Source organism: Spirillospora sp. NPDC048819, assembly GCF_040650055.1.
Classification (GTDB): Bacteria; Actinomycetota; Actinomycetes; order Streptosporangiales; family Streptosporangiaceae; genus Spirillospora.
Genome location: NZ_JBEZGN010000043.1, coordinates 13543 through 33996, shown reverse-complemented (window position 1 = coordinate 33996; position 20454 = coordinate 13543). Strand labels below are relative to the sequence as shown.

General features: G+C 74.1%; 22 protein-coding genes and 1 riboswitch. Of the genes, 16 read left to right on the top strand and 6 right to left on the bottom strand.

The window, feature by feature from the left end; all coding sequences use genetic code 11:
- Positions 1-3 precede the first annotated feature (3 nt).
- On the bottom strand, positions 4-945 hold the full coding sequence (locus AB0C35_RS38955) for an AraC family transcriptional regulator (protein WP_358467298.1): 942 nt from the start codon (positions 943-945) through the stop codon (positions 4-6).
- 81 nt (positions 946-1026) lie between these two features.
- Here AB0C35_RS38955 and AB0C35_RS38950 point away from each other — a divergent pair, with 81 nt between their 5' ends.
- A complete protein-coding gene (locus AB0C35_RS38950) occupies positions 1027-1875 on the top strand; it encodes an NAD(P)H-binding protein (RefSeq protein ID WP_358467296.1) in 849 nt (282 codons plus the stop codon).
- Between the two features lie 30 nt (positions 1876-1905).
- On the top strand, positions 1906-2409 hold the full coding sequence (locus AB0C35_RS38945) for an anthrone oxygenase family protein (protein WP_358467294.1): 504 nt from the start codon (positions 1906-1908) through the stop codon (positions 2407-2409).
- 61 nt (positions 2410-2470) lie between these two features.
- Here the strand turns inward: AB0C35_RS38945 and AB0C35_RS38940 are convergent, their stop codons facing one another.
- Positions 2471-3901: a prolyl oligopeptidase family serine peptidase gene (locus AB0C35_RS38940; RefSeq protein ID WP_358467292.1), complete on the bottom strand. Its 1431-nt coding sequence runs from the start codon at positions 3899-3901 to the stop codon at positions 2471-2473.
- Between the two features lie 79 nt (positions 3902-3980).
- On the opposite strand from AB0C35_RS38940, the gene AB0C35_RS38935 reads away from it, so the two are divergent.
- From AB0C35_RS38935 to AB0C35_RS38925, 3 genes are read left to right on the top strand one after another with little or no spacing between them, the layout of a single operon-like run.
- A complete protein-coding gene (locus tag AB0C35_RS38935; RefSeq protein ID WP_358467290.1) occupies positions 3981-4547 on the top strand; it encodes a helix-turn-helix domain-containing protein in 567 nt (188 codons plus the stop codon).
- Between the two features lie 46 nt (positions 4548-4593).
- Positions 4594-5430, top strand: a complete 837-nt coding sequence (locus AB0C35_RS38930; protein ID WP_358467288.1) for a metallophosphoesterase — start codon at positions 4594-4596, stop codon at positions 5428-5430.
- A complete protein-coding gene (locus AB0C35_RS38925; protein WP_358467286.1) occupies positions 5427-6071 on the top strand; it encodes a 4'-phosphopantetheinyl transferase superfamily protein in 645 nt (214 codons plus the stop codon). The genes AB0C35_RS38930 and AB0C35_RS38925 overlap by 4 nt, the downstream gene beginning before the upstream one ends.
- Here AB0C35_RS38925 and AB0C35_RS38920 read toward each other — a convergent pair.
- Both AB0C35_RS38920 and thiC read right to left on the bottom strand, forming a co-directional pair.
- Positions 6068-6652, bottom strand: coding sequence for a helix-turn-helix domain-containing protein (locus AB0C35_RS38920; RefSeq protein ID WP_358467284.1), 585 nt, complete (start codon positions 6650-6652; stop codon positions 6068-6070). The two genes, AB0C35_RS38925 and AB0C35_RS38920, sit on opposite strands and share 4 nt — an antisense overlap.
- Positions 6653-6855: 203 nt before the next feature.
- On the bottom strand, positions 6856-8481 hold the full coding sequence (gene thiC, locus AB0C35_RS38915; protein ID WP_358467282.1) for a phosphomethylpyrimidine synthase ThiC: 1626 nt from the start codon (positions 8479-8481) through the stop codon (positions 6856-6858).
- A riboswitch (TPP riboswitch) is annotated at positions 8477-8590 on the bottom strand. Its footprint overlaps the gene before it by 5 nt.
- Positions 8591-8668: 78 nt before the next feature.
- Here thiC and tsaA point away from each other — a divergent pair.
- On the top strand, positions 8669-9082 hold the full coding sequence (gene tsaA / locus AB0C35_RS38910; protein ID WP_358467280.1) for a tRNA (N6-threonylcarbamoyladenosine(37)-N6)-methyltransferase TrmO: 414 nt from the start codon (positions 8669-8671) through the stop codon (positions 9080-9082).
- Positions 9083-9104: 22 nt separating this feature from the next.
- On the opposite strand, the gene AB0C35_RS38905 is transcribed toward tsaA, so the two are convergent.
- Complete coding sequence (locus AB0C35_RS38905) at positions 9105-10178, bottom strand: hypothetical protein (protein ID WP_358467278.1); 1074 nt, start codon at positions 10176-10178, stop codon at positions 9105-9107.
- Between the two features lie 88 nt (positions 10179-10266).
- On the opposite strand from AB0C35_RS38905, the gene AB0C35_RS38900 reads away from it, so the two are divergent.
- The 4 genes from AB0C35_RS38900 (at position 10267) to AB0C35_RS38885 (ending at position 14667) form a co-directional block, all read left to right on the top strand.
- The gene (locus AB0C35_RS38900; RefSeq protein WP_358467385.1) at positions 10267-11010 is read left to right on the top strand and encodes a histidine kinase dimerization/phosphoacceptor domain-containing protein; all 744 of its coding nucleotides are present in this window, start codon (positions 10267-10269) and stop codon (positions 11008-11010) included.
- A complete protein-coding gene (locus tag AB0C35_RS38895; protein ID WP_358467276.1) occupies positions 10953-11261 on the top strand; it encodes an ATP-binding protein in 309 nt (102 codons plus the stop codon). Before AB0C35_RS38900 ends, AB0C35_RS38895 begins: the two co-directional genes overlap by 58 nt.
- A gap of 221 nt (positions 11262-11482) precedes the next feature.
- Complete coding sequence (locus AB0C35_RS38890) at positions 11483-12172, top strand: CDP-alcohol phosphatidyltransferase family protein (RefSeq protein ID WP_358467274.1); 690 nt, start codon at positions 11483-11485, stop codon at positions 12170-12172.
- On the top strand, positions 12169-14667 hold the full coding sequence (locus AB0C35_RS38885) for a mannose-1-phosphate guanyltransferase (protein ID WP_358467272.1): 2499 nt from the start codon (positions 12169-12171) through the stop codon (positions 14665-14667). The genes AB0C35_RS38890 and AB0C35_RS38885 overlap by 4 nt, the downstream gene beginning before the upstream one ends.
- A 12-nt stretch (positions 14668-14679) precedes the next feature.
- On the opposite strand, the gene AB0C35_RS38880 is transcribed toward AB0C35_RS38885, so the two are convergent.
- Positions 14680-16032 (bottom strand): PLP-dependent aminotransferase family protein, encoded by a 1353-nt coding sequence (locus AB0C35_RS38880; RefSeq protein ID WP_358467270.1) that lies wholly within the window; start codon positions 16030-16032, stop codon positions 14680-14682.
- Positions 16033-16127: 95 nt separating this feature from the next.
- On the opposite strand from AB0C35_RS38880, the gene AB0C35_RS38875 reads away from it, so the two are divergent.
- The 6 genes from AB0C35_RS38875 (at position 16128) to AB0C35_RS38850 (ending at position 20442) form a co-directional block, all read left to right on the top strand.
- Positions 16128-16766, top strand: coding sequence for a LysE family translocator (locus tag AB0C35_RS38875; RefSeq protein WP_358467268.1), 639 nt, complete (start codon positions 16128-16130; stop codon positions 16764-16766).
- Between the two features lie 84 nt (positions 16767-16850).
- The gene (locus tag AB0C35_RS38870) at positions 16851-17543 is read left to right on the top strand and encodes a response regulator transcription factor (RefSeq protein WP_358467266.1); all 693 of its coding nucleotides are present in this window, start codon (positions 16851-16853) and stop codon (positions 17541-17543) included.
- Between the two features lie 37 nt (positions 17544-17580).
- A complete protein-coding gene (locus AB0C35_RS38865) occupies positions 17581-18486 on the top strand; it encodes a DUF881 domain-containing protein (RefSeq protein WP_358467264.1) in 906 nt (301 codons plus the stop codon).
- A gap of 16 nt (positions 18487-18502) precedes the next feature.
- Positions 18503-18835, top strand: coding sequence for a small basic family protein (locus AB0C35_RS38860; RefSeq protein WP_358467262.1), 333 nt, complete (start codon positions 18503-18505; stop codon positions 18833-18835).
- A complete protein-coding gene (locus AB0C35_RS38855; protein WP_358467260.1) occupies positions 18832-19593 on the top strand; it encodes a DUF881 domain-containing protein in 762 nt (253 codons plus the stop codon). Before AB0C35_RS38860 ends, AB0C35_RS38855 begins: the two co-directional genes overlap by 4 nt.
- A 312-nt stretch (positions 19594-19905) precedes the next feature.
- A complete protein-coding gene (locus AB0C35_RS38850) occupies positions 19906-20442 on the top strand; it encodes an FHA domain-containing protein (protein WP_358467259.1) in 537 nt (178 codons plus the stop codon).
- The last annotated feature ends 12 nt before the right edge of the window (positions 20443-20454 follow it).

Genomic DNA, 20454 nt, shown 5'->3' with positions numbered 1-20454 from the left:
GGGTCAGCCGGCCGCAGGCCCGGTCCGGTACTCCTGCGGGCTGACGCCGTGCTCGCGCTTGAACGCGGTGCTGAGCGCGAACGCGTTGCCGTAGCCGACCTGGCGCGCCACCGCCTCCAGCGTCGCGTCGCTCTCCCGGAGCAGGTCGGCGGCCTGGGCGAGGCGGATCCCGGTGAGGTACGACATGGGCGGCTCGCCGATCAGCTTCGCGAACCGCTGCGCGAGCGCCGCGCGGGAGACGCCGACCTTGGAGGCGAGGTCGGCGACGGTCCACGGGTGCGACAGGTCGTCGTGCAGCAGCCGCAGCGCCGGGCCGACGATCGCGTCGCCGTGGGCGCGGTACCAGCCGGGTGCCTCGGCGTCCGGCCGGGAGAACCAGGCGCGGAGCGTCCCGATGAGCAGCAGGTCGAGCAGCCGGTCCAGGACGATGTCCTGGCCGGGCTCGTCCTTGCCGATCTCCTCGCCGAGCACGTCGACCAGCGGCGACTTCCAGGTGTCGCCGCGGACGACCGCGACCGGGGGCAGGGCGGCCAGCAGCCGCTGGGTGACCGCGCCGCGCATCTGGTAGGCGCCGACCAGCATGACCGCCGACCCGTCGGGGTCGTTGCCCCACGCCCGGACGCCGAGGTCCATCGCCTCCTCCAGGCTCGTCCCGTCCGGGGTGGTGCAGTGCTGCCCCGGGTGGATGACGATCTGCGGCTCGGTCGCCGGGTCGTCGCCGACCGTGTACGGGTCGGGGCCCCGGAAGATCACCATGTCGCCGGGGGAGACGCGCTGCGGCTCGCCGTCGTCCGGGATCAGCCACGCGTCGTCGCTGATCATCGACAGCAGCGTCAGCGGCGCCTCGTCCTGGATCCGCATCGACCAGGGCGGGCTGAGCGACGCGCGCAGCAGGAAGGCCCCCCGTGCCCGAGGTCCGTCGAGGAGGTCGGTGAGGGCGTCCATGGGGCAAGCGTAGACGCTCGCGTATGCGGGCGAGTTTCTCGACGATGGTGGCCGGACTCGTCCGCCGGTTGACTCAAGGGCATGACGAACTCGGCACAGAACATCATCGAGAACGGCCTCACCCTCGTCCTCGGCGGGACCGGCAAGACCGGCCGCCGCGTCGTCGAGCGGCTGGAGGCGCTGGACGTCCCGGTCCGGATGGGGTCGCGGTCGGCGTCGCCGGCGTTCGACTGGGAGGACGAGACGACCTGGGCGCCCGTCCTGCACGGCGTCGAGAAGGTCTACCTGTCGTACTACCCGGACCTGGCGGTCCCCGGCGCGGCCCAGGTCATCGCCGCGTTCACCGCGAAGGCGGCGGAGGCGGGCGTGCGGCACGCGGTCCTGCTCTCCGGGCGCGGCGAGGACGAGGCGCAGGAGTGCGAGCGGATCGTCCAGGAGTCGGGCCTGGCGTGGACGGTCGTGCGGTCGAGTTGGTTCGCGCAGAACTTCAGCGAGGACTACCTCCTCGACCCCGTCCGCGCGGGCGAGGTCGCCCTGCCGGCCGGCGACGTGCCCGAGCCGTTCGTGGACGCCGACGACATCGCGGACGTGGCGGTCGCGGCCCTCACCCGCGACGGGCACGCCGGCGAGGTCTACGAGGTGACCGGGCCCCGCTCGCTCACCTTCGCCGAGGCCGTCGCCGAGATCGGCCGCGCGGCGGGACGCGACATCGCGTTCGTCCCCGTCCGCGCGGACGAGTACGCGGCCGTCCTCAAGGAGCACGGGCTGCCCGGCGAGCTCATCGGGTTCCTGACGTACCTGTTCACCACCGTCCTGGACGGGCGGAACGTCCGCCCGGCCGACGGTGTGCGGCGCGCACTCGGCCGTGAGCCGGCGGACTTCGCCGACTACGCCCGGCGCACCGCCGCCAGCGGCATCTGGAACACCTGACGTGACCACCTCCAGAAGATCGGAACATCGATGAAGACCATTCTCGCGGGCACCTCGGTGACCCTTTCGATCATCATGGCGGCCGGTATGGCCGGGGCGTTCTTCGCCTTCTCGACCGGCGTGATGCCGGGCCTGAACGCGGCGAAACCGGCGTCGGCGATCGACTCGATGCAGGGCATCAACCAGAAGATCCAGAACCCGCTCTTCATCGCCTGCTTCCTGCTGGTGCCGGTCCTGGCGGCCGCGGCGGGGATCCTGCTGCTCACCCTGGACGAGAAGTCCGCGGCCGTCCTGTTCTTCGTCGCGGCAGGCGTCTACTTCGTGGGCGCCCTCGTCCCGAGCTTCGCGGTGAACATCCCGATGAACAACGCCCTGGACGGCGCGGCGATCCCCGCGGACGCGGCGGAGGCGGCGAAGGTCTGGTCGGACTACTCCGGCCGCTGGACGGCCTGGAACACCGCGCGGGCCGTGTTCAGCTGGGCGAGCATCCTCGCCATGAGCCTCGGCGTCTACCTCTGGGGCAAGAGCGACTGACACGGCACGGGGGCCGCCGCGGCCCGGCTCCGGGATGGGAGCCGGGCCGCGCCGTTCGCCGTCAGGGGACCAGGAGCCCCCAGTAGAAGGCCCAGGGGACGAAAACGGCGCCCGCGGTGAGCAGCAGCCCGAGCCGGACGTGCTCGCCCGCCGGGACGGTGCCGGCGGCCCGCCTCCACGCCACCGCGGTCGCGACGCCGGCGGCGACGGCGGCCACGGCGAGCCCCTGCAGCGCGAGCCACGGCAGCGGCCTGCCGGCGAGGACCGGGCCCGGGTCGGGATACCTCCCGGCGGCCATCAGATAGAAGACGTAGAAGAGCAGCCCGACGGCGGCGGCGAGGCCGGCCCCGGCGAGCAGGCGGGCCCAGCGGCTCACCGGGCGCACCGTCCGCCCGCGCAGCCGCCGCACCAGGGCGACGACGGGGTAGCCGGTGAACGCGACGACGAACAGCGCGAACGCCGCGAGCTGCATCCGGGCCGACGCCCACCACGGCGACGGCGAGATCGCGACGCTCGGGTGGTCCTGCTCGGGGAGCGGCGCGGTGTCGGCCTCGGGCAGGCGCCCGCTCGTGACGTCGTGGACCCAGGAGGCGACCAGGTCGGCGTATCCGGGTGCCAGCGCGTCGCCGCGGGTGAGGCCGCCGTCGGGGGTCACGTGCACGCCGTGGTCGGCCTCGGGGAAGAAGCGGAACGTGTAGTGGGTGTTGCCGCCCCGCCGCAGGGCCTTCGCGAACAGGGGCGGATTGTCCTCGGGCGGGGTCTGCAGATCGCGTCCGCCCCAGACTCCCAGCAGCGGCTGCCGGACCCGTTCCAGGACGCTCTGGGCGTCGAAGAACGCCTCGGCGAAAAGGCCGGCGTCCGCTCCCATCCGGGCGAAGTTGCGCTTGGCGTGACTGATCAGCGACCCGGAGACGCCCGCCCGGCGCAGCCCGGAGGTCTCGTTCCAGACCTGCTGGCGGATCGGGGGCATGGCGTTGCCGCCGACCACGATCACGAACGCGACGTCCGCCGACCGGGACGCGGCCAGCGGCACCACCCAGCCGCCCTCGCTGAGCCCCCACAGCCCGACCTTCGCCGGATCGACGCCGGGCCGGGAGCGCAGCGCCCGGACGGCCCCCAGCGCGTCGTCCGCGAGTTCGGAGTAGGAGCGGCGGAAGTCGGTGTAACCGGCCGACCTCTTGTCGTAGATCAGGACGGCGAGGCCCCGCCGCGCGAACTCCGTCGCCTCGGTGAGCTTGGCCTCGCGCGGCACGCCCGAGCCCGATCCCGCCACGAGCACGACGCCCGGCAGGCGGCCGCGGGCCTTCTGCGGCGCCAGGACGGTGCCGTGCAGGGTGAGCCCGCCGAATCCCTTGAAGCTCACGTCGGTGGCGGTCAGGCCGGGCGGCGCCGGGATCGAGGGGGACGCGGAGGCCCTCGCGGGCGGCAGGCCCAGGACGCTCAGCAATGCGCCGGCGAGGAGCGCCAGCGCGACGGTCATCGATGTCTTCATGCCGGAGACCGTAGACTGCAGAGAAAGCTCTGCAAATAGTTCTCTGCAAATATACTTCTGTAGTACTAGACTGCTCACCATGAAGGACGATGCCGAGCCCGTCATCCTGGACGACCCCGGGAGGATCAAGGCGCTGAGCCACCCGCTGCGCCGCCGGATCCTGCACCGGCTGCGCGCGCACGGGCCCGCGACGTCCACGACGATCGGCGACGTGCTCGGCGCCAACACCGGGACGACCAGCTACCACCTGCGCCAGCTCGAGAAGTACGGGTTCATCGAGGAGATCCCCGAGCGGTCCGCCGGCCGGGAACGCTGGTGGCGCCCCGCCGACACCCCCCGCGACATGCGGCTGCCCCACCCCGACACGGTCGCCCCCGAGGACCGGGCCGTCCTCGACGAGCTGGTGCGGGTCGGGCACGCCGAGGACATGGAGCTGTTCCGCAGGCTTCCCGAGGAGTACCGGCGCGACCGGGCCTGGGCGCTGCTCTCGCGGGGCTTCGCCCACATGACCGACGAGGGGCTGGCCGAGTTCTTCGAGGCCTACATCCGGCTCCTCAACGAGCACGGCCACCGCCGCGACGACGCGCCCCCCGGCGCGCGCCCGGTCCACATCCGGCTCTTCACGCTCCCCGCCGACGGCGACTGAGCCCCCTTCGAGGGGTCCGCGACCGCACCGGGCTTACGATCACCGGATGAGCGGTGTTCACGCGATCAGCGACCTGCACGTCGGTTTCCCCGAGAACCGCGCGTTCGTCGAAGGGCTGAGGCCCGCGTCGGAAGGCGACTGGCTCATCGTCGCGGGCGACGTCGCCGAGCGCTTCGCCGACGTCGAGTGGACCCTCCGCACGCTGCGCGAACGCTTCGCCACCGTGATCTGGACGCCCGGCAACCACGAGCTGTGGACGATCAAGGACGACCCGGTGCGGCTCCGGGGAGAGGCGCGCTACCGAAGGCTCGTCGACATGTGCCAGGCCCTGGACGTCCTGACGCCCGAGGACCCGTACCCCGTGTGGGACGGCGACGGCGGCCCCGTGACGATCGCGCCGCTGTTCATCCTGTACGACTACACGTTCCGGCCGGAGGGGGCGTCCACCAAGGAAGAGGCCCTCGCCGTCGCGCACGAGTCCGGAGTCGTGTGCACCGACGAGGTGTACCTCCATCCGGACCCGCATCCCACCCGGGACGCCTGGTGCGACGCCCGGATCTCCTACACCGAGAGACGCCTCGCCGCACTGGAGCCGGGGACGCGGACCGTCCTCGTCAACCACTGGCCGCTCGTCCGCGAACCCACCCGCGTCCTGTGGTACCCGGAGTTCGCCCAGTGGTGCGGCACCGAGCGCACCGCCGACTGGCACGGCCGGTTCGGCGCGGTGTCCGTCGTGTACGGGCACCTCCACATCCCCCGGACGATCTGGACCGGCGGAGTCCCGCACATCGAGGTGTCGGTCGGCTACCCCCGCGAATGGCGCAGGCGGGGCGAGGCGCCGCGCGGTCCCCGCCGGATCCTCCCCGTCCCGGAGACGGAATGATCGAGCGCATCCTGCCGCCCGGCGTCGCCACCGCCGCCGCCTACGACGACCCGCCCGAGGCCGTCCTGCTCCCCGAGGAGGAGGCCGCGGTGGCGCGGGCCGTCGAGAAGCGGCGGCTGGAGTTCACGACCGTCCGCTGGTGCGCCCGCCGCGCGCTGGCGGAGCTGGGCGTCCCGCACGCCCCGATCACGCGGGGGGAGCGGGGCGCGCCGCGCTGGCCGGACGGCGTCGTCGGCAGCATGACCCACTGCGACGGCTACCGGGCGGCCGCCGTCGCGAGGGCCGGTGAGATGACGGCGCTCGGCATCGACGCCGAACCCCACGCGCCGCTGCCGGGCGGCGTCCTCGGCACGATCGCGCGGGAGGAGGAGCTGCCGCTCCTGGACGGGCTGCGCCGCACGTCCCCGGACGTCCACTGGGACCGCCTGCTGTTCAGCGCCAAGGAGGCCGTCTACAAGGCGTGGTTCCCGGTCACGGGCCGCTGGCTCGGCTTCGAGGACGCCGCCCTCACGCTCGATCCCGGCGGGACGTTCACGGCCCGGCTGCTCGTCCGGGACTCCCCGTTCGCCGGTTTCCAGGGGCGCTGGACGGCGGGCAACGGGCTGATCGCCACCGCGATCGCCGTGTCCCCGCGCGCCTAGCCCGGCCGGCCCGCCTTGCCCGGGATCACCCCGGCGGCGGCCAGCGACAGCAGCCGGCCGGCCGCGTCCGGGTCGTGCTCGGTGACCGTCGCGATCGCGCCCGCGAGCCGCAGCGCGTCGATGAACGCGGTCTGCGGGGGGACGTCCCCGGCCTCCTGGGCGCGGGCGAACAGCGCCTCGCCGGCCTCGCGCATCGCGCGGGACGCCGGCCGCTCGTCCCGCAGCGACGTCACGGCCGCGGCCGCCATGCCGCGGAACGTCGTCACCTGCGTGATGAACGCGTGCAGCCAGTCCGCCAGCGCGTCGCCGGGCGCGGGGGAGGCCATGAGCTCCCGCGCGTGCGCGGCCAGCCGGTCGTAGGCGTCGCAGAGCAGGGCCTCCAGGAGGTCCTGCCTCGTCGGGAAGTGGCGGTAGAGCGTCCCGATGCCGACGCCCGCCAGCCGCGCGACGCCCTCCAGGGACGCGCCGGCCCCGTCGCGCTGGAACATCTCCCTGGCCGCGGCGAGCAGCCGGGCGCGGTTGCGGCGCACGTCGGCGCGCACCGCCCGGGCAGGGGCCTTCGGCGTGTCGTCGCTGGTCACCTCGGTCGTGGGTCCTTCCCGGCGGGTCAACGGGCCGGCGGCGATTCGGGGGGATCCGCGGCTTTGGAACGGTCCCCCGATACTAACCGCGGCGAACCGATGACCCTCCCCCCGGGCAGACGGGGACGCCCGCCCGGGGGGAGCCGGTGCGCCGCGGGCCCGATCCGCACCGGGCCCGCGCCCACCCGTCACACGCCCGCCGGTTAGGTGCCGCCGGGGGAGAGCGGCAGGTGGACGCGCCCTCCGCCCGCCCTGAACTCCTCGGCCTTCTCGCGCATCCCGGCGGCGAGGGCCTCGTCCTCGCCGAGGCCCCGTTCGCCGGCGTACCGGCGGACATCCCGGGTGATCTTCATCGAGCAGAAGTGCGGGCCGCACATCGAGCAGAAGTGCGCGGTCTTCGCCGGGGCGGCCGGGAGCGTCGCGTCATGGAACGCGCGGGCGGTGTCCGGGTCGAGGGACAGGTTGAACTGGTCCTCCCACCGGAAGTCGAACCGCGCCTCCGACAGCGCGTCGTCCCACGCCTGCGCGCCCGGATGGCCCTTCGCCAGGTCCGCGGCGTGCGCCGCGATCTTGTAGGCGATCACGCCGGCCTTGACGTCGTCGCGGTCCGGCAGCCCGAGATGCTCCTTCGGCGTGACGTAGCAGAGCATCGCGGTGCCGTGCCAGCCGATCATCGCCGCGCCGATCGCCGAGGTGATGTGGTCGTAGCCGGGCGCGATGTCGGTGGTCAGCGGCCCGAGCGTGTAGAACGGCGCGCCGTCGCACCACTCCTGCTGCAGGTCGACGTTCTCCTTGATCTTGTGCATCGGGACGTGCCCGGGCCCCTCGTTCATCACCTGGTTGCCGTACTCGGCCGCGATCCTCGTCAGCTCGCCCTGCGTGCGCAGCTCGGCGAACTGCGCCTCGTCGTTGGCGTCGGCGATCGAGCCGGGACGCAGCCCGTCCCCGAGCGACCAGGTGATGTCGTAGGCCGCGAAGATCTCGCACAGCTCCCGGAAGCGGGTGTAGAGGAAGTTCTCCTCGTGATGCGCCAGGCACCACGCCGCCATGATCGACCCGCCGCGCGACACGATGCCGGTCTTGCGGCGCGCCGTCAGCGGCACGTACCGGAGCAGCACCCCCGCGTGGACGGTCATGTAGTCCACGCCCTGCTCGGCCTGCTCGATCACCGTGTCGCGGAACACCTTGTAGGTCAGCTCGGCCGGGTCGCCTCCCACCTTCTCCACGGCCTGGTACAGCGGGACCGTCCCGACGGGCACCGGCGAGTTGCGCAGGATCCACTCGCGCGTCGTGTGGATGTCGCGGCCCGTCGACAGGTCCATGATCGTGTCGGCGCCCCAGCGGGTCGCCCACCTCATCTTCTCGACCTCGTCCTCGATCGACGACGCCACCGCCGAGTTGCCGATGTTCGCGTTCACCTTGACGAGGAAGTTCCGTCCGATGACCATCGGCTCGATCTCGGGATGGTTGACGTTGGCGGGCAGCACGGCGCGTCCGGCCGCCAGCTCGTCCCGGACGAACTCCGGCGCCACGCCCTCGCGCAGCGCCGCGAACTCCATCTCCGGCGTGATCTCCCCGCGCCGCGCCCAGGCGCGCTGCGTCACCGCGCCGCCGGCCGCGCGCCGCTCGGCGATCCACGGTTCGCGCAGCGGCGGCAGCCCGCCGCGGACATCGGTCTCCCTGGCGGGATCGGTGCACGGCCCGGACGTGTCGTACAGGACGACGGCGCCGCCGCCGGTCAGCGGCACCTCCCGCATCGGGACGCGGATCTCCGGGCGCGAGCCCTGGAGGTAGGTCTTGCGGGCGGCTGGAACCACAGGTTCGGTCATGACGACTCGATCTCTCCCTACGCCGGCATTACCCGGTCAGGTTCATGCGGTCAGCGGCCGTCCCAGCCGCTATCTCAGCCCGGTTCGCCGGGCCCCCGCGATCTGTCGCCCCCGACGCTAACCCGCCGCACCCCCGTTGCCGCAACCGGCGTTCGTGGGATAGAAGGGCGGCTGAGAGGATCGGAGCATGCCGGAAGACTTCACCGTGACGGCGGTCGGCCACGTCGAGTCCACGCTGACCGACCGTGCCGCCGCGCCCAAGCAGGGGCCGGAGGGCTCGCCCGAGGCGTGGCTGGTCTTCGAGCCGTCCGTGCTCGACGCGCTCGACGGCCTGCAGCCGGGCGACCGGGTCTTCGTCCTGACCTGGCTGCACCTGTCACCGCGCGACGTCCTGCGCGTCCACCCGCGCGACGACCTCGCCGCCCCGATGCGCGGCGTCTTCGCGACCCGCTCACCGGACCGCCCGAACCCGATCGGGCTGCACCCGGTCGAGATCCTGGAGGTCGCGGGGGACCGCCTGCGCGTCCGGGACCTGGAGGCCCTGGACGGCACCCCGATCCTGGACGTGAAACCCGTCCTCACCTGCGCACCGGAAACCTGACCGCCACCCGCCGCCGCACGGTTCAGATCCGGCGGGCGATGCGGACCGCCATGGGGAGGGCCAGGGTGAGCGTGCGGAGCGGGCCGGGAGCGGACGGCGAGCGCTCCAGGCACATGACGCCTTCGCCGGCGCCGTTCCCGATCTGCAGCGAGGCGGACTCCCTGGCGTCCACGCCGGTGACGACGTAGCGGTCGCCGGTCCGACTGGTGACGCCGAGGAGCATGCCGCCGGCGGTGTGGAAAGACGGCTCGTCCCCGCCCCTAATCTCCCCGGCGAGACGGCCGTCCGCGTCGAACACGCGCAGGCGGCGGCGGCCCGGCAGCGGGGACGCCCTCCTGAACACCAGCAGCGTTCCGGCGTGGGGATCGCGCAGCACGATCGCCCGGCGGCCGCCGCCGGGGTCGCGGGCGAGGAGGCCCGGCCGCTCCGCCGGCCGTCTGGCCGCCCGCCCGCAGGCCACGGCGAGCAGGGCGCCGCCGCGTTCGCCGCGGTAACGGCCCGCACCGTCCACGAGGACGCGGTCGGCGCGGGGCAGCCCGCCCTCCGGAGGCCCCTCGATCTCCTCGCCCTCGTCGTCGAGGACGCGCCAGGCGGCCCCGAGGGCGCCCGTCGCCGCGGCCTGCACGGCCTGGATCCATCCCGGCGGGAGCGACCGGTCGCGGAGCAGGGCCGCCGCACGGCCCTCGACCTTCGTGACGGCGTCGACGCCCGGCGCGGCCCCGGGGTCGAACCAGACCGTCCAGACGGGGTCGGCGACCGGCCAGACGAGCCCGACGGCGTCCACGGCGTCCGCGGGGATGACCGCCTCGTTCCCGCCCCGGCGGAGGACGAGGCCCTTCTCGCCGATCGTCACGACGAGGCGGGTCCGGTAGATCATGAAGGCCCAGAGGGCGGCGGCCGCCGCGGCGAGCACGCCGCCGCCTCCGTAGAGGGCGATGGTCCGCCGGGCCTCCTCGGGCTCCCAGGGTTCGGGGCCGGTGAGCGTGGACAGCGAGACGGCCAGGCCGATCGTCAGCGCGGTCAGGCAGAGCCGGAGCGGCCACCGGTAGGCCCTCCGGGTCAGGGTGATCTTGAGTCCGGGCGGGGGAGCGGACACGGGCGGCCCTTCGTGACGGGGTTCGCAGAACTATAGGGCGGGGCGGTTCGCGCGGGTCGCGGGCGTCGGGGAAAATGGGCGGGTGGTGATGGTGCCCCGGATCGGTGCGACGGCGAGAGACGCTCTGCTCGCGACGCTGCTGGCGGCCGCCGCGGCCGCGGTGGCGGTCATGTGGCCCGGCGTGCGGGCGCTGGACGTGCCCGGCGCGCTGCTGCTGATCGCGGCGCACGTCCCGCTCGCGGTGATCAGGCGGCGGCCCGCCCCTGGGCTGGTCGCCCTGGTGATCCTGGTGCTGCCCTATCACCTGGCGCAGTACCAGCACCACGCGCTGGTGCCCGCCGAGGTGATCGCGCTGTTCGCCTACGCGGTGCTCGGGCGCCGGGTGCGGGCCGTCGTCACGGTCGTGGCGTTCCTGCTGGCCGTGTGCGTGTTCGGGATGGCGATGCGGGCCGGCGGCGGTTCGCTCCGGGAGCAGATCGCGGTCATCGAGGCCGTCGTGGCCGTCGTGATCGCCGTCCAGGTGTGGCGGGTGCACCGGGCGCGGCTGGCGACGATCACCGAGCGGGCCGAGCGGGCGGAGCGGACGCGGGAGGAGGAGGCCCGGCGCAGGGTCGCCGAGGAGCGGCTGCGGATCGCCCGGGACCTGCACGACCTCCTCGCCCACAGCATCACGGTCATCGGCGTCCAAGCCGGGGCCGCGTCCCACCTGCTGCGCGCCGACCGGCCGCTCGACCGGGCGGAGCTGGCCGACGCGTTCGGGGCGATCGCGCAGACGTGCCGCTGCCGCCGGAGATCGGCGTCGCGGCGTACCGGATCGTCCAGGAGGCCCTGACCAACGTCGTCAAGCACGCGGCGGCGCGGCGCGTGACGGTGCGCCTGGCCCGCGACGCCTCGGGCCTCGTTGTACGGGTCGCCGACGACGGGACGGGACCGTCCGGCGGGGCGCCCGAGGGGTTCGGGATCCTCGGGATGATCGAGCGGGCGCGCAGCGTCGGCGGGACGCTCGACGCCGGCCCGGGCGACGGCGGCGGGTTCGTCGTCACGGCCGTCTTCCCGCCGGCGGACGTCGCCAGCTCGCACTGAACCCCCGGCCCCGTGGGCGCCGGGACCCGCCACGCCTCCGCGCACCCACCCGGGCGCGGGTTCGTTCCCGCCGGGCCGACAGCGCCGGATCCGGCCGCGTCCGGGGCGCTCCCGCACGTCGGCCGTGCACTACGGCGGCCGCTGCGGGCGACGTCATCGGGGCTTTCACAACCCTTACCGGTAGGGTCAGGATCAAGGGACCAGGGGAGGCGAACGCGTCGGTGAGCACACAGCAGGGAGCCCCGCAGGACCGGATCCTCACGGTGCCGAACAGCCTGAGCCTGGCCCGGCTCGTGGGCGTCCCGCTGTTCCTGTGGCTCGTGCTCATCGAGGCGGACTGGTGGGCGCTCGGCGTGCTCGTGTTCGCGGGGCTGTCCGACTGGCTGGACGGCAAGCTGGCGCGCGCGCTGAACCAGATGAGCAGGCTCGGGACGGTGCTCGACCCGGCGGCCGACCGCCTCTACATCCTCGCGACGCTCATCGGGCTCACGATCCGCGACATCATCCCGGTGTGGCTGGTGGTCGTGCTGGTCGCCCGCGAGTTCGCGATCCTGCCGATCGCGCCGCTCGTCCGGCGGCTCGGGTACAGCGGGACGCTTCCGGTGCACTTCATCGGCAAGGCGGCGACGATGTGCCTGCTGTACGCGTTCCCGCTGCTGCTGCTGGGCGACCACGACGGCGGGGCGGCGACCGCGGCGAAGGTCACCGGATGGTCGTTCGCCATCTGGGGGACGGGCCTGTACTGGTGGTCGGCCGTCCTCTACTGGACGCAGACGCGGCAACTGGTGCTGGCCGGCCGCGGCTCGTCGCCGGCCTCCGGGCCGGGCCCCGCGCCGGAACCGGGTGAGCCGGGGGGACCGGGCGCGGATCCGTCGGCCGGCGACCAGAAGGGAGCTGAGACCCCCCGATGAAGGCCGTCGTGATGGCGGGAGGCGAGGGGACGCGGCTGCGTCCGATGACCGCCAACCAGCCCAAGCCGCTGCTTCCGCTCGTCAACCGGCCGATCATGGAGCATGTGCTGCGGCTGCTGAAGAAGCACGGGTTCAGCGAGACCGTCGTCACCGTCCAGTTCCTGGCCGCGCTGATCCGCAACTACTTCGGCGACGGCGAGGAGCTCGGCATGTCGCTGAGCTACGCGACGGAGGAGATCCCGCTCGGCACCGCCGGCAGCGTCAAGAACGCCGAGGAGGCGCTGCGCGACGACCGGTTCCTGGTGATCTCCGGGGACGCGCTCACCGACATCGACCTGACCGACATGGTGCGGTTCCACGAGGAGAACGGCGCCCTCGTCACGATCGGGCTCAAGCGCGTCCCGAACCCGCTGGAGTTCGGCATCATCATCGTGGACGACGAGGGCCGCGTGCAGCGGTTCCTGGAGAAGCCCACGTGGGGCCAGGTGTTCTCCGACACCGTCAACACCGGCATCTACGTGATGGAGCCGGAGGTCCTCGGGCACGTCGCGGCGGGGGAGCCGGTCGACTGGTCCGGCGACGTGTTCCCCAAGCTGCTGGCCGAGGGTGCACCGCTGTTCGGGTACATCGCCGACTGCTACTGGGAGGACGTCGGCACCCACGAGAGCTACCTGAAGGCGCAGGCCGACATGCTGTCCGGGGCGGTCGGCATCGACCTGGACGGGTTCGAGGTGTCGCCCGGCGTCTGGGTCGCCGAGGGCGCCGAGGTGGACTCCGAGGCCGTCCTGAAGGGCCCGCTCTACATCGGCGACTACGCAAAGGTCGAGGCGGGCGTCGAACTGCGCGAGTTCACCGTCCTCGGCAGCAACGTGGTGGTGAAGGAGGGCGCGTTCCTGCACCGCGCCATCGTCCACGACAACGTGTTCGTCGCGCCGTCGACGAACCTGCGCGGCTGCGTGGTCGGCAAGAACACCGACATCATGGCCGGCGCCCGCGTCGAGGAGGGCGCGGTCATCGGCGACGAGTGCGTCATCGAGGCGGAGGCGTACGTCTCCAGCGGCGTGAAGGTCTACCCGTTCAAGACCATCGAGGCCGGCGCGGTCGTCAACACCAGCGTGATCTGGGAGTCGCGCGGGCAGCGCAACCTGTTCGGGCCGCGCGGAGTGTCCGGCCTGGTCAACGTGGAGATCACGCCCGAGCTGGCGGTGCGGCTCGCCAGCGCGTACGCGACGACGCTGAAGAAGGGCACCACGGTCGTCACCGGACGGGACGTCTCCCGCGCGGCCCGCACGCTGAAACGCGCGGTGAACAGCGCGCTGACCGCCAGCGCGATCAACGTCCACGACCTGGAGGCGACGCCGCTGACCGTCGCCCGGTTCGAGACGGGCCGGGAGGACGCGGTCGGCGGCATCTACATCCGCACGACGCTCGGCGACCCGCAGGGCGTCGACATCATCTTCCTCGACCCCGGCGGCGCCGACCTGTCGCAGGCCGCGCAGCGCAAGCTGGAGCGCGTGTTCGGCCGGCAGGAGTACCGCCGCGCGTTCCCCGGCGAGATCGCCGAACTGGCCTACCCGCCCCGCGTCGTGGAGACCTACACCCGCGACCTGCTGCGGCGCGTCGACATCCGGGGGGTCCGCGAGGCCGGGCTGAAGATCGTCCTGGACTGCGCGGGCGGCGTCGCCTCCCTCGTGCTGCCCAACCTGCTCGGCAAGGTCGGGGTGGAGGTCCTCACCCGCAACGCCGGGCTGGACGAGGCCAACCCGACCGAGACGCTCGCCGAGCGGATGCGCGATCTGGAGCGGCTCGGCGAACTGGTGTCGTCGTCGCGGGCCGCGTTCGGCGTCCGGTTCGACCCGGTGGGGGAGCGGATCTCCCTCGTGGACGAGAACGGCGAGCTCGTCGGCGACGACCGGGCCCTGCTCGTCATGCTGGACCTGGTCGCGGCGGAGCGGCGCGGCGGCAAGGTCGCGCTGCCGGTGACGACGACGCGGGTCGCCGAGCAGGTGTGCCGGTTCCACGGCGTCCAGGTCGAGTGGACGTCCACGTCCCAGGACGTCCTCACCAAGGCCGCCGCGCAGCCCAGCGTCGTGTTCGCGGGGGACGGGCGCGGCGGGTTCCTGATGCCGGAGTTCAGCGGCACGGTCGACGGGATCGCGGCGTTCGTCCGTCTCGTCGGGCTGGTCGCCCGTACGCGGCTGACGCTGTCGCAGATCGACCGCCGCATCCCGGACGCGCACCTGCTGCGCCGCTCCGTCCCGACGCCGTGGGCGGCCAAGGGCAGCGTGATGCGGCACGTGGTGGAGGCCGCCGGGAACCGCACGATCGACACCACCGACGGTGTCCGCGTGGTCGAGGACGACGGCCGCTGGGTCCTCGTCCTGCCCGACCCTGCCGAGCCGGTCACCCACCTGTGGGCCGAGGGGCCGGACGCCGACGCGGCGCAGGCGCTCCTGGAGGAGTGGGCCGTCGTCGTCGAGCGCGCGGGCTCCTGACCCGGCGGGCCCTCAGTCGACCGGGGTGTCCTCGGGGGACCCGGCGGCGATCTCGGCGAGGACGCCGAGGGCTGCGGCGAGGGTCCGCAGGGGCGGGGAGGCGAGCCCGACGCGGACGGCGCGGGGGGCGGACCCGGTCCCGGCGGCGAAGGCGGCGCCCGGCGTGACGGCGATCCCGCGCCGCGCCGCCGCCGCCACGAAGGTCTCCGCGCGCCACCGGGGCGGCAGGTCCCACCAGCAGAAGTACGACGGGCCGGACGGGACGGCGGCGCCCGGGAGCCGCTCGGCGGCGAGCCGCAGGCGGGACGCGGCGTCCGCGCGCTTGGCGCGGGTCACCGACTCGACCGTGCCGTCGGCGATCCAGCCGGACGCCGCCTCCAGCGCGAACCCGGCCGGCGCCCACGCACCGGAGCGCAGGGCCGCGGCGACACGCCCGGCCAGCGCGGCGGGCGGGACGACGAACCCGATGCTCAGCCCGGGGGCGAGACGCTTGGACAGGCTGTCGACGAGCACGGTGCGGTCCGCCGCCGACGCCGCGAGCGGCGCGGGACCGTCCTCCCGGAGGAACGCCCAGACGCGGTCCTCGATCGCGTGGAGGCCGAGCCGTTCCAGGACGCCCGCCAATTCGGCGCGGCGTTCCCGCGGCATCGTCGTCCCGTACGGGTTGTGCAGCGTCGGCTGGACGTACACGGCGCCGAGCGGGGCGCCGCGGTGGGCGCGGGCCAGGGCGTCCGGGCACAGGCCGTGCTCGTCGACCTCGACCGGGACGAGCGTCACGCCGAGCCGCGCCGCGATCCCCTTGATCACCGGGTAGGTGACCGCCTCGACCGCGAGCCTCCCGCCGGGCGGCACGAGGGCCGCCACGGCGCCCGCGATCGCCTGCCGCCCGTTCCCGGCGAACAGGACGCCGGACGGGCCGGGCCGCCAGCCCGGCGCGGCCAGCAGCGCCGCCGCGGCCTCGCGGGCGGCGGGCGTCCCGGTGACGGCGGCGGGCCCGAGCGCCCCCCCGAGGACGTCCGGACGCAGCAGCCGCTCCAGCCCGGCGGCCATCAGCTCGTTCTGCCCGGGCGTCTCGGGGTGGCCGAGCTCCAGGTCGACGCGCGCGTCCGCCGGCTCCGACAGCGCAGGCCCGGACAGCGCAGGACCGGCCGGGCGGCGTGCCGCGCGGACGAACGTGCCCCGCCCCACCTCGCCCACCACGAGGCCGCGCTCCGCCAGTTCCCGGTAGACGCGGCTCGCCGTCGAGTTCGCGATGCCGCGCTCGCGGGCGAACGCGCGCTGCGGGGGCAGCCGGTCGCCGGGCCGCAGCCGGCCCGCCGCCATGTCGGCGGCCACCGCGTCCGCGACCTTCCGGTAGTCCTCCATGGGCCCGCCTCCTAATTGCACCGAGAGCAATTTCATTATTGCACTGAGAAAGCTCCGGCATCTAGCATCGGATCTCTCGGTACGTCAGGAGCGTTATGATCTCGTTCACCGCCGCGGCGGGCATCGCCCTCATCGCCCTCGGCCTCGTCCTCACCCCCGGCCCCAACATGATCTACCTCGTGTCGCGGTCGGTGACGCAGGGCCGGCGCGCCGGGCTGATCTCCCTCGCCGGCGTCGCCGCCGGGTTCCTGGTCTACGTCGTCGCCGCCACCGCCGGGATCACCACCGTGTTCACGCTCGTCCCGCCGCTCTACACGGTCGTCAAGGCCGCCGGGGCGGCCTACCTGCTGTGGCTGGCCTGGCAGACGGTCCGGCCGGGCGGGAGGACGGCGTTCGCCACCGCGGACCTGCCCGCCGACCGGCCCCGCCGGCTGTTCACCATGGGCCTGGTCACCAACCTGCTCAACCCCAAGATCGCGATCCTGTACGTGTCGCTGCTGCCGCAGTTCACCGACCCCGAGCGCGGGCACGTCGCCGTCCAGAGCATGCTGCTCGGCCTCACCCAGATCACCGTCGCCATCACGGTCAACGCCCTCATCGTGCTCGGCGCGGGCGGCATCGCCCTGTTCCTGGCCCGGCGGCCCGGCTGGCAGCGGGCCCAGCGGTACCTGATGGGATCGGTGCTCGCCGGCCTCGCCGTCCGCATGGGCCTCGGCCGCCCCGCCCCCGCCTGACCCGGCCCGCCCGATCCGCTCCGCCCGGCGCGCCGCGGAGGGCCCGCTGCGCGCCCGCGGCGGTCGGTGGGGAGACTGGGCACCGTGACCCCCACCAAGATCCTCGTCGTGGACGGCGACGCCCGCCTGGCGGAGCTCGTCGCGACCGCGCTGCGCTACGAGGGCTTCGAGACGGCCGTGGCCGGGTCCGGCGCCGGTGCGCTGGCGAGCCTGCCGCGTCTCGTCCCCGATCTGATCGTCCTGGCCCTGACGCTGCCGGACGGGCCGGGCGTGGAGGCCCGCGCCCGGCTGCGGCGGGCCGGCTGCGACGCCCCGGTCGTGTTCCTCGCCGCCCGCGACGCCGCCGGCGACGAGATCAAGGGCCTCGCCGCCGGCGGGGACGACCACATGACCAAGCCGTTCAGCCTCGCGGAGCTGGTCGCGCGCATCCGCGCCGTGCTGCGCCGCGCTCGGCCCTCCGGGCGGGAACGGGCCCGGCTGACGATCGCCGACCTGGAACTCGACGAGGACGCGTGCGAGGTGCGGCGCGGCGGCGTCCCGATCGGCCTGACCCCCACCGAGTTCACCCTGCTGCGCTACCTGCTCCTCAACGCCGGCCGGGTGCTGACGAAGCGCCAGATCCTCGACCACGTCTGGCCGTACGACTTCGACGGCGGCGACGGCGTCGTCCAGACCTACGTCAGCTGCCTGCGCCGCAAGCTCGACGACCGCGGCCCCCGCCTCGTCCACACGGTGCCGCGGGTCGGTTACATCCTCCGCATGCCCCGGGACGGCTGATGCCGCGCCGGCCGCCGTCCCTTGCCATGATGGGGCGGTGATCGCGCGACAGGACGAGGACGCCCCCGGATGGCGGCGGCCCGACGCGTCCATGTCGCTGCTCGCCGATCTGTTCGCGGGCGAGCTCCTCGACCCCGGGTACGCGGAGGCCGCCGCGCGGCGGGCCCGCCGCGCGGGCGGGGCGGGCGGCCCCCGCCCCCGGCGGGGACGGCTGCGGGGGAGCGGAGTCCTGCTCGTCCTCGTCCTCACCGGGGTGCTGATCGCGGTCGCCGGGGCGGAGGTGCGCCGCGGCGAGCCCGTCGCCGCCGAGCAGCGCTCCCGGCTCGTCGGCGAGATCGGCGCCCGCACCGCCGAGACCGACGCCCTGCAGCGCCGGCTCGGCCGGCTCCGCGCCGAGACCGAACGGCGGCGCGCCGCGGCGCTGGCCCGCAGCGACGCCGGCCGCCGCGCCCGCGCCCGGCTCGACCGCGCGGCCGCCGCGGCCGCCGCCGCGCCCGCCGCCGGCGAGGGACTGGTGGTCACCCTGGACGACGCGCCGCGCGCCGACCCGGATGCGCCCGGTGCGCAGGGCCACGACGCCCCCGGCGGGCGGGTCTATGATCAGGATCTCCAGGTCCTGGTGAACGGGCTCTGGGCGGCGGGCGCCGAGGCGATCGCCGTCAACGGCCAGCGGCTCACGGCGACGACCGCGATCCGCACCGCCGGTGAGGCGATCATGGTCGACTACCGGCCGCTCGCCAGGCCCTACGAGGTGACGGCGCTGGGCGACCCCGGCGGCCTGCGGGACGCCTTCGCCGGCTCGGCCGCCGACCGGCGGCTCCGGGCGCTGAAGGAGCGCTTCGGGATCGGGTACCGCACGCGCCGCGCGCCGGACGTGCGGCTGCCCGCCGCGGGACCGGTCCGGCTGCGCTACGCCGTCCCCCGCGAGGAGGACGGCCCGTGAGAGAGGTGACCCGGGAGTGATCGCGCTCATCGGGCTGTTGATCGGCGTGACGCTGGGCCTGGTGCTGCAGCCGGACGTGCCGCTCTGGCTGCAGCCGTACCTGCCGATCGCCATCGTCGCGGCGCTCGACGCCATGTTCGGCGGAGTCCGCGCCCGCCTGGAGGGCATCTTCGACGAGAAGGTGTTCGTGGTCTCGTTCGTCGGCAACACCGTCGTCGCCGCGCTGATCGTCTTCCTCGGCGACAAGCTCGGCGTCGGCTCCCAGCTGTCCACCGGTGTCGTGGTCGTCCTCGGCATCCGGATCTTCTCCAACGTGGCGGGCATCCGGCGGAGGCTCTTCGGCGCATGACGGGGAACGAGAACGAACGCGAAGACGGGCCCGCGGAAGGGCGCCGGGCCGCCGGCGCCGAAGGGCGCCCGGCGGAGCCCGCCGGCCTGCGCGGGCTCGCCGCGCTGTTGAGGCCGCGAGTCAGCCGGGGCCAGCTCGCCGGCGGGGTGCTGTGCCTCCTGCTGGGCTTCGCCGTCGTCGCCCAGGTGGAGTCCACCGAGCGGGACACCACGTTCGCCACCGCCCGGCAGGACGAGCTCGTCGGGATCCTGTCCGATCTGGGCCAGCGGTCCGAGCGGCTGAGAGGCGACCTGCGCGAGCTGGAGGAGACCAAGGCCGAGCTGGAACGCGACGCCGAAGGCGGGACGGCGCTGCAGGAGGCCCGCGAGCGGGCCGCCACCTACGGCCTGCTGGCGGGGACGCTCCCCGCCGAGGGGCCCGGCATAGAGATGGTGGTCGGCGACCCCGGCGGCGGCGTCAAGGCGATCAACCTGCTGGACGCCCTGGAGGAACTCCGCGACGCGGGCGCGGAGGTCGTCCAGGTCAACGACGTGCGCGCCGGTGTCGACACCTACTTCCTGGACGGCCCCGACGGCATCCTGGCCGACGGGCGGCTCCTCACCGCCCCCTACCGCTTCCTGGCCATCGGCGACCCCCACACGATGACGACCGCGCTGAACATCCCCGGCGGCCTGGTGAAGACGCTCCAGGGGACGGGGGCGTCCGTCCTGATCAACCCGCGCGCGAAAGTGACCGTCGGCGCGATACGGTCTCCGTAGAGGGGAACGGGGGGAGCGGTGAACCGGGCGCCCGGCACAGGCGTCGCGATCGGAGCCGTCCGCGCGGCGGCGTAGACCTGCGATCATCGACGAATGTAGTTTGGTCCAGTCGGCTCACCGTTCCAGTTGACCCCTCGGGTAATACCCGCGTAAGTTGCGGCGACCGTCGCGTGAGCGGCCGGTGAGTTGGACCGTGGTCGGGGGCGGGTCCCCGGCGTGGGTTGGTTTGATGGATGCGCGTGGCGCAGGCGGCTCCCGCTGCGGCGGGACGGCCGCCGGCGGTACGCCGATGGTAGGAGGCCGAGCCGATCGATGCCGAGCGTCTACTGCACGCAGTGCGGTCACGCCAACCCGGACGATGCCCGCTTCTGCTCGAACTGCGGCACTCCGCTGACGCGGAGTTCGCCGTCGCCGCCGCCTCCCCGCGAGTCCCCGGGTGAGTCCACGTCCACGATCTCCATCGGCGGGTTCGAGGCCCTGGACACCGACGCGGGCGCCGAGGAGCCGGTCGGCCCCGACCAGATGGCCATGGAGGCGCTCCCCCCGGGGACGGCGCTGCTCGTGGTCAAGCGGGGTCCCAACGCCGGCAGCCGCTTCCTCCTCGACAAGGACCGCACGTCCGCGGGCCGGCACCCAGAGAGCGACATCTTCCTCGACGACGTCACCGTCTCCCGGAGGCACGCCGAGTTCTCCCGCCAGGGCACCGCGTTCTCCGTCCGCGACGTGGGCAGCCTGAACGGCCTCTACGTCAACCGTCAGCGGATCGACCAGGCCGCGCTTTCGGGCGGCGACGAGGTCCAGATCGGCAAGTTCCGGCTGGTCTTCCTGACCAACCCGGCGCACGGCTGACCGGCGGAGCGC